At 46.8% G+C, this 7,757-nt stretch carries 7 protein-coding genes; 4 read left to right on the plus strand and 3 right to left on the minus strand.

Annotation, left to right across the window (positions count from 1 at the left end; translation table 11 throughout):
• The first annotated feature begins 379 nt into the window (after window positions 1-379).
• Window positions 380-1,303, plus strand: coding sequence for a hypothetical protein (locus tag LAY57_RS34265; protein ID WP_249071729.1), 924 nt, complete (start codon window positions 380-382; stop codon window positions 1,301-1,303).
• Here the strand turns inward: LAY57_RS34265 and LAY57_RS34270 are convergent.
• Window positions 1,300-2,394, minus strand: a complete 1,095-nt coding sequence (locus LAY57_RS34270) for a tetratricopeptide repeat protein (protein WP_249071731.1) — start codon at window positions 2,392-2,394, stop codon at window positions 1,300-1,302. The two genes, LAY57_RS34265 and LAY57_RS34270, sit on opposite strands and share 4 nt — an antisense overlap.
• On the minus strand, window positions 2,391-3,059 hold the full coding sequence (locus LAY57_RS34275) for an RNA polymerase sigma factor (protein ID WP_249071733.1): 669 nt from the start codon (window positions 3,057-3,059) through the stop codon (window positions 2,391-2,393). Before LAY57_RS34275 ends, LAY57_RS34270 begins: the two co-directional genes overlap by 4 nt.
• 337 nt (window positions 3,060-3,396) lie before the next feature.
• On the opposite strand from LAY57_RS34275, the gene LAY57_RS34280 reads away from it, so the two are divergent.
• Window positions 3,397-3,993, plus strand: coding sequence for a glyoxalase-like domain protein (locus tag LAY57_RS34280; protein WP_249071735.1), 597 nt, complete (start codon window positions 3,397-3,399; stop codon window positions 3,991-3,993).
• 54 nt (window positions 3,994-4,047) lie between these two features.
• Here the strand turns inward: LAY57_RS34280 and lysS are convergent, their stop codons facing one another.
• Window positions 4,048-5,556, minus strand: coding sequence for a lysine--tRNA ligase (gene lysS, locus LAY57_RS34285; protein WP_249071738.1), 1,509 nt, complete (start codon window positions 5,554-5,556; stop codon window positions 4,048-4,050).
• Between the two features lie 113 nt (window positions 5,557-5,669).
• Here lysS and LAY57_RS34290 point away from each other — a divergent pair, with 113 nt between their 5' ends.
• Together LAY57_RS34290 and LAY57_RS34295 are read left to right on the plus strand one after the other, a co-directional pair.
• The gene (locus LAY57_RS34290) at window positions 5,670-5,909 is read left to right on the plus strand and encodes a hypothetical protein (RefSeq protein WP_249071740.1); all 240 of its coding nucleotides are present in this window, start codon (window positions 5,670-5,672) and stop codon (window positions 5,907-5,909) included.
• Between the two features lie 194 nt (window positions 5,910-6,103).
• Window positions 6,104-6,904: an Rpn family recombination-promoting nuclease/putative transposase gene (locus tag LAY57_RS34295; RefSeq protein ID WP_249071742.1), complete on the plus strand. Its 801-nt coding sequence runs from the start codon at window positions 6,104-6,106 to the stop codon at window positions 6,902-6,904.
• The last annotated feature ends 853 nt before the right edge of the window (window positions 6,905-7,757 follow it).

Here is a 7,757-nt window from a genome sequence, read left to right on the forward strand (position 1 = left end):
AGGGAAGAGGGAAGAGGGAAGAGGGAAGAGGGAAGAGGGAAGAGGGAAGAGGGAAGAGGGAAGAGGGAAGAGGGAAGAGGAGGCCAAAAAAATAAATCCACCAAGAGATAGGTGCGTTAGATATCAGAAAATAAAACCAATATAGACTCTCCTTAAGGAATGTTTCCTGTGGCAGAGGCAGACTGGGTATATTCCCAATTAAGGTCAAGATAGAAGTCGCATCATAGGAAAAACCTGTAAAAAGTAAGCATTAAAAAGGAGAAAGTAAAAATATTTAATTATTTTACTTTTTGCCTTTGAGATTATTTTGGCAGTTCGTCTATCAAACAGCTGCAATCTGGCAAAGAAAATATCCGTCTAATCAAATGGAAGGGAAATCATGAGTCAACAAAAACGGCAACTTAAAAATCAAATTGGTTTAGTAGGAGCTATCTGCGGAAGCTTGCTCCTGAGTTTACCTGCTCTAGCGCAAACGCCTGCAAATCCCGATCGGCCCGCCGGTACCCAAAGCAACATGATGTGTTCGCCTAATACAAGCGAAACGAATATGAATCGCGAGGGTACGACTTCGGCTAATAGCAACAGAGACACGCCAAGCACCGAGATCGATCGTTCCACCATGATGAGCGGACGTCCATCTACAACCAATACGGACATGGAACGCCAGAGAAGCGAAGGTACGACTTCGGCTAATAGCAACAGAGACACGCCAACCACCGAGATCGATCGCCCCACCATGATGAGCGGACGCCCATCTACAACCAATACATCTCTGCCTAGCGATCCTATGTCCGCCCGCGATCCCGACGCAGTACGTATGGGTGAGCAAGCTGCGTGTGACAGCGGGAATAACACAGACATGAACCGCAATACGCCATCCAGTACGCCCCCCAATCGCGACAAGCAGATGCGTCGCGACAACTACCAGATGATGCAGCCACGGCCAAACTCTAGAATTATCCCCCCGACGCCAGAGCAGCGACAAGGTGCCAGTGCGAGGGTTAGAACCACCAATGGGAGGGTAAATGTCCGGTTGGTGAACGACACTGGAGCCAATGTTGTTTATGAAGTGATTGGCGACACCAATCAAAGAACCCTACAAGGGGAATCCTATATCAGTTTAGAAGCTCTGGATACACCGACGACCATCACCTTTTACCGTCAGGATGGAGGTCTGCTAAGGGTTCGTTCCCAAGCTGTTGCCCCTGGAATGTTGGAGGTAAGATTTGCGGCGACGACAGACTTGGGTGCGGATAAGAATGCTTTAACAATTCAACCAACCGGAGGCGTTTATTTGAACTAACGATCGCTCACGATTTCCAGTACCTGACCTAGCAAAGTGGCTTCAGCTTTAGTATCGTTTAAAGTCCGAGCCAAAGCGATCGCCCGGTGATAAACACTCCGGGCATCGTTGTATCTGCCAATCTGTTGGTAAAGTTGGGCTAAAGACCTGAGCGATATCAGTTCTTGGCGGGGGTTCGCTGCATCTTGCGCGGTCGCTATACGCTGCTGAAGTAATTCAATCCCACGAGTATATTGTCCCGCCGAACAGTAAGTTAATACTAAACCGTCGATCGCGCGAAACTGGTTGGGCCGATCGAGGGCTTCCTTAGCAATTCCCAACGCCGCACCGTAGGCACGGATCGTATCCTTAAAGCTATTAATTGCTTGGTAGGCATCGCCTAAATTATTGAGCGTATTCGCCTGACCGATCGCATCGCCAGCTCGACTCCGATAAATAACAGCTTCTTCGTACAGTTTAATTGCCCGATTGCTTGAGCCCTGACCGCTTGCCACCAAGCCAAGGTTATTCAGAGATAGGCCAATACCAGCCGCATTATTAAAACTGCGGGCGATCGCAAGCGCCTCCTCAAACGTTGTCTGGGCACCAGGGAACGCCCCTCGCCGCAGCAGAACGGTACCCACATTGTTCAGGCCAAAAATTTGACCTTGCCAGTCCTTATTGTCGCGGGCAACTCCCAGCCGTCGCCGCAGCGCATCCTCCGCCCTCTGATAGTCGCCCAGTTCGGCATAAGCCAGACCCAAGAAATCGTAAATGCGGCCTACAGACTGGACATCACCAATTCGATCGTAAATTATGAGCGCCTGCGACCAGTAGGGAATCGCTTTATCCAGGTTTCCTTGCCGCTGCGCCTGTCCTCCCAAACGTACTAATCGATCGGCCTCATTCCGAAGTTCCCCTTGAGTGCCGTTATTGATGCGGATATCGAGTTGTTGATTGAGGTCAGCTGCACCCAGAAGTACAAAGTAAAAAGGCAAAAGTAAAAAGATTAAAAGGGACTGGGGATTGGAGACTGGGGATTGGGGATTGAGGCACCAGTTCCCTTTGCCTGCTTTTCCCAATTTCCTTACCTTTTCCTTTTTACCTTTCATAGAGAACTAGCAAGGTCAATTTCAAAGTCTTCTTCTTGGACTGTTTCTTCTTCGCCGAAATAAATGGCGCGAATATCAGCTGGCAAAGCCTGTTGTAGTTGTTTTAACCCACTTTGTAGCAATTCTCTCACCTCAGCCGGAGAAAGTACTTCTGCCTCTGCTTGGAGATAAGCTGCAATCCGGGCTTCGCTCCACTTGAAACTCTGAGACATCAGCACTATTAACCGCTGGAGCGCAGGTATCAAATCCAACGCCTGCTCGGTATAACACCAAAGGGGCGGCGAAGCAGCCTGCAACGAGTAGTGAATCGACTCCACCGGGGGAACTTCCGCTTGATTGATACAGAGAGCGGTGATATTGATGAGCCAGTTCTGGAGATTAAAGTTTTCCATCCCAGGTACGCCAGTGCCGCGCAAATCCAGATCTATCAAAGCATGATAGATTTGTCGCCAGGTGATGGCAAACAAGTAGTCAACTTGGACGGGCGATCGCCCAGAGTGTCCGATTAAGGTATAAATAATCGGACTGTAGCGACAGAAAATCGCCGTAAAGTATTTCCCTTCGTCGAGATGGCGCTGAAACAGGGTTAGCAGTTCGCGATCGCTGCAATCGAACAGCGATTTGACTAAGGGATGATTGCTTTCAGGAAAATGAGGTATTTGCACAATACTTTAACCGCGTTAAATCTGTCCCTGCGATTAAACCCATAGTACACCCGTTAGGGAAAAGGGGCTAGGGGATAGGGAAGAGGAGCGGGGGAGCGGGAGAGCGGGAGAAAGGGAGCTAGGGGCTAGGGAAGAGGAGCGGGGGAGCGGGAGAGCGGGAGAAAGGGAGCGCAGAAGAAAATGTATATAATGGCTCACCCACTCACCCACTCCTCAGTCTCCTTGATAGAAGATTGATAGTAATGGTTTGGGCTTGATAGACTAGAAACACAGAAAATGATATGAGTTTCCTGAAAACCACGGTAGGTGCGAGTAATTCTTCACCATTTGTAAGTTCATGGTTATAGCAGCTAGCTTGATTCCCTCCCTGTATTCGTCCGCTCTCTTAGGATCTTTTTTACCTTCCCTGGCTCTGGATAGCTTGTTTTCCACCCAAGGAATCATGGTGATGCTGCTGGTAGCCTATGCAGGTGCCATGTGGATGTTCCTCACCAGTGCCCCGAAAGTCTATACGATTATGGTGTCGGATCTGGACATCGCTCGGCAGTTATATGAAGGTCTCCTAGATCTGCCAGCAGCAGAAGTGCCTTTGCACTACTACTACAATTACGAGCAAACCCTGGGTGCTACTAGCATTGACCCCCTCTATATGTCAGCCAGTCCCAGTTTCTCCACCGCCAAAGGATTGAACCCACCGGAGGGCCTTTGGTATCAGTTAAAGAAGAATACGCAGTTGCACGTGATCTCAGGAGCGACTTTAGGCCAAAAAGATCGTCAGCGCCATGTTTGTTTCGATCGCGATTGTCTCGAACAAGTGCTGATGAGAGTTCAAGTCCGAGGCTTGAAGCACAAAATCCGCACCGAAAAGCCTCTGCATTTTCTGCTCAAGGATTTAGAAGGTCGCGTGATTGAAATGGCAGAAGTTTCTAGTTAGTCATTGGTCGTTAGTCATCAGTCATTAGTTAACAAATGACCAATGACCAATGACTCACTCCTCAGTTTTTTCGGGTTTGAGGAGGGGGAAAGCGATCGCATCCCGGATACTGGCACAATCTGTCAGCAGCATCACCAAGCGATCGATCCCAATCCCCAACCCACCCGTAGGCGGCATCCCGTACTCCAACGCCGTGAGGAAGTCTTCATCGACACCGTGCGCTTCCAAATCCCCAGATGCCTTACGCGCCGATTGGAGTTCCAATCGTTCCCGCTGATCGATCGGATCGGTAAGTTCCGAGAAACTGTTCGCTGTCTCCCTTCCGACGATAAATAGCTCAAATCGCTCCACCAAACCTGGTTTCGATCGGTGTGGTTTGGCAAGAGGAGAAATTTCTACCGGATAATCTATGACAAAAGTAGGCTGAATCAGGTTTTCTTCCACCTTTTGCTCAAACGCTTCATTCAGCATATGTCCAATCGATTCGCATTCGTGCAAACCCTCAATACCAAACTCGTGAGCAGCTTTTCTCACTTCCTCAACGGTTTGTAATTGGCTAAAATCTAGTCCTGTTTTTTCCTTCACCAACTCGTGCATAGTCGCGCGACGCCAAGGAGGAGTTAAATCGATCTCTTTATCCTGGTAAGTAATGTGCAGCGTGCCTAACACTTCCTGTGCAGCAGTGGTAATCAGCGCTTCCGTCAGCGCCATCATATCGTTGTAATCAGCGTAGGCTTGATAAATTTCAATCGTGGTAAATTCAGGATTGTGGCGAGTGGAAATCCCCTCGTTACGGAAAATCCGTCCTAATTCGTACACCTTTTCAAACCCACCCACAATCAACCGCTTCAAGTGCAACTCTGTCGCGATTCGCAGGTATAATTCCATCTCCAGAGTGTTGTGGTAAGTGATGAAGGGACGAGCTTCAGCGCCTCCCGCTTCCGTCTGGAGAACTGGCGTTTCTATTTCCAGAAAATCTCGTTCATCTAAATAACGACGAATTGCCGCTGTAATTTTAGCGCGGCGGCGGAAAGTTTCCCTCACTTGCGGGTTGACAATTAAGTCAACATAGCGCTGGCGGTAACGCTTGGCAATGTCCGTCAATCCGTGCCACTTATCGGGTAAAGGCAGCAGCGACTTGGTGAGAATAGTGTACTGTTTCACATAAACTGATAGTTCGCCCTTTTCAGTCCGTTTAACTGTCCCTTTAGCGCCGATGATGTCCCCCGCATCGGTTAGCTGCTTGAGATGGTTGAAAGCTTCGGTGTCGATATCTGCCATGTTTTCCTGGATTCTGTTCTTATCCAGGTACAGTTGAATCGTGCCGGTTTCGTCTTGCAGGTTAAAAAAGGCCAGTTTCCCAAAGACGCGACGTGCCAGAATCCGACCAGCAACAGCAACTTCTACATCAACTTCTTCGCCGCTGGGTAAGTCGGCATATTTTGCCTGGAGTTCTGCGGCGTGGTGGGTAGATTCCCAGCGGTAGGCGTAGGGATTGAAGCCTAGTTGCTTGAGTTGTTCGACTTTTTCCAGTCGCGTGGCGCGAAAATCTTCTTCGGACATGATAAGGGACTTTTAGCGACAATTCCTGATTATAGAATGCTTGTCAGCGGTCTGCGCGATCGCGTAGCACCGTTAGCTCTTGTTTGCAATATTCTCATCCCACAAGCGCGGTAATGCTACGCATCGCTGAGCGCATCCGCGCCGAAGAGCGAACGCGAACGCACCGACATCAATTCCTTTGCATCGATCGCACTTACATTCATCTGCAAAAGCGATCGCACCCACATCGATTCCCAAACCCGATATGCCTACGGCACGCTTCGCGAACGCACTCTCTAATTCAACTTTCCACGATCGCCTACGGCACGCTACGCGATCGCATTCCTCAAAATGGGTGTAGGGACACGGCCTAATTAAGATTTAACCTTTGGCCAAAATATTTATGATGCCGTGTTCCTACAATTGGAAATATTGATTACTGAATTCTTTGGTAAGATTGCAGATTAAAAAGATGCGATCGCTATGAGTTTTTATGACAATTCATACATGATTAACATCATATTTAAGTTAAAATTAAATAGAATAGAAACAATTAATTTCCAACGGCGTGAAAACAGATACTATCTTTTATCGGTTATTCCAATCCTTTCCCAGCATCTTTTTTGAATTGCTCGAACAACCACCCGAAGTTGCCGATGCCTACCAGTTCTCATCCGTTGAAGTTAAACAACTTTCTTTCCGTATTGATGGCGTGTATCTCCCCAAACAAGATACTACTGAGACACCCATTTATTTTGCCGAAGTTCAATTTCAGCTAGACAAAAGATTTTACGCTCGATTTTTTGCGGAAATCTTCCTCTATCTGGATAAAAATGAAGTAGAAAATGATTGGTGTGGGGTGGTAATTTATCCTACCAGAAGTGCAGAATCAAGCGATACTAGGCAGTATCAAGAATTGCTAGCTTCTCTACGAGTGAGGTGCATCTACCTGGATGAAATAGGTTCAGCACAGCAATCTCTAGGCATCGACACTGTAAAATTAGTGATAGAGCCAGAGGAGACTGCTGTCAACAAAGCCAGACAGTTGATAGAACAAGTAAGTGAGGAAATCAGCGATGAAGCACAAAAGCGAAAATTGCTACAATTGATCGAAACGATTATTATCTACAAGTTTACTCAAAAAAGTCGCGAGGAGATACAAGCTATGTTGGGTTTAGGTGATATCCGTCAAACGCGAGTTTATCAAGAAGCTTTGCAAGAAGGTTTGCAAGAAGGTGAGCGTCGAGGTAAGTTAAAAACAGTGCCAAAATTATTGGCAACAGGGTTAACTGTAAATAAGATTGCTGAGGTGTTAGATTTGTCTGTGGAGGAAGTGCGACAAGCAGCGCAACAGGAATCTTCTAATTAAGTTGGAAAAATTGCGATTTTGGTGTTGTTTTTTGAATGCGATATGCCGACAGCACTCTCCGCGATCGCACTTTTTATTTGTTAAGTGCGATCGCATTTTTGACTTATTTCCAAAAAGCGATCGCATTCTGAATAAATGGGAAGTGCGAATCGCTTTTGAAGATTGCAGACACAAATCTTGCACCACTTGCGATCATCCGGCTCTTAATCAATTCCCCGCCTAATAGCTGAAGTCGGATAAATCCGACTGAATACATATTTTCTTTTATTCAGTCCACTGGTAGGGGCGGGTTTAGCAAATATCCTTTGTGTACGACAGATCACCTAACCTGGAGGGGTGACAACAATGGGTCAACCCCTTACTGCGTGCGGGGTTGACCCATTGTTGTCAAAAAAAAATCGGTCGGCTATTCTCAAGAAGACCTACCCAATTGAAAAAATGAATTTACTACCATTATTCTACACCGCGATTGACCGCACGCAATGGGGTTTAATTAATTTAATAGTCGTCAGTTTAATTTATGAGAAAAGAGCCATCCCTATCTATTTTGAAATTCTCCCTAAATTAGGTAATACAAATAGTTCAAAACAGATAGAAGTACTCTTCCTCAGTATTGCTGTTATTAAATAATTATCAAAAAGTGGTATTAGGAGATAGAGAATTTTGCTCTGTAGATCTAGCTGAATGGTTGAGAAGTCAAGCCCAGACATGGTTTTGCCTACGCTGACGACGAAATGAATATATTAAAATCGCCGATCTGGTCTGGGTACAATTACAGGATTTAGGTGTAATTCCAGGGATTTCAATTTACCGTACTCAGTACTGAGTGCTGAGTGCTGAGTAAGAAAAAGAG

Origin of the sequence: Argonema antarcticum A004/B2, from assembly GCF_023333585.1 — a bacterium.
Classification (GTDB): domain Bacteria; phylum Cyanobacteriota; class Cyanobacteriia; order Cyanobacteriales; family Aerosakkonemataceae; genus Argonema; species Argonema antarcticum.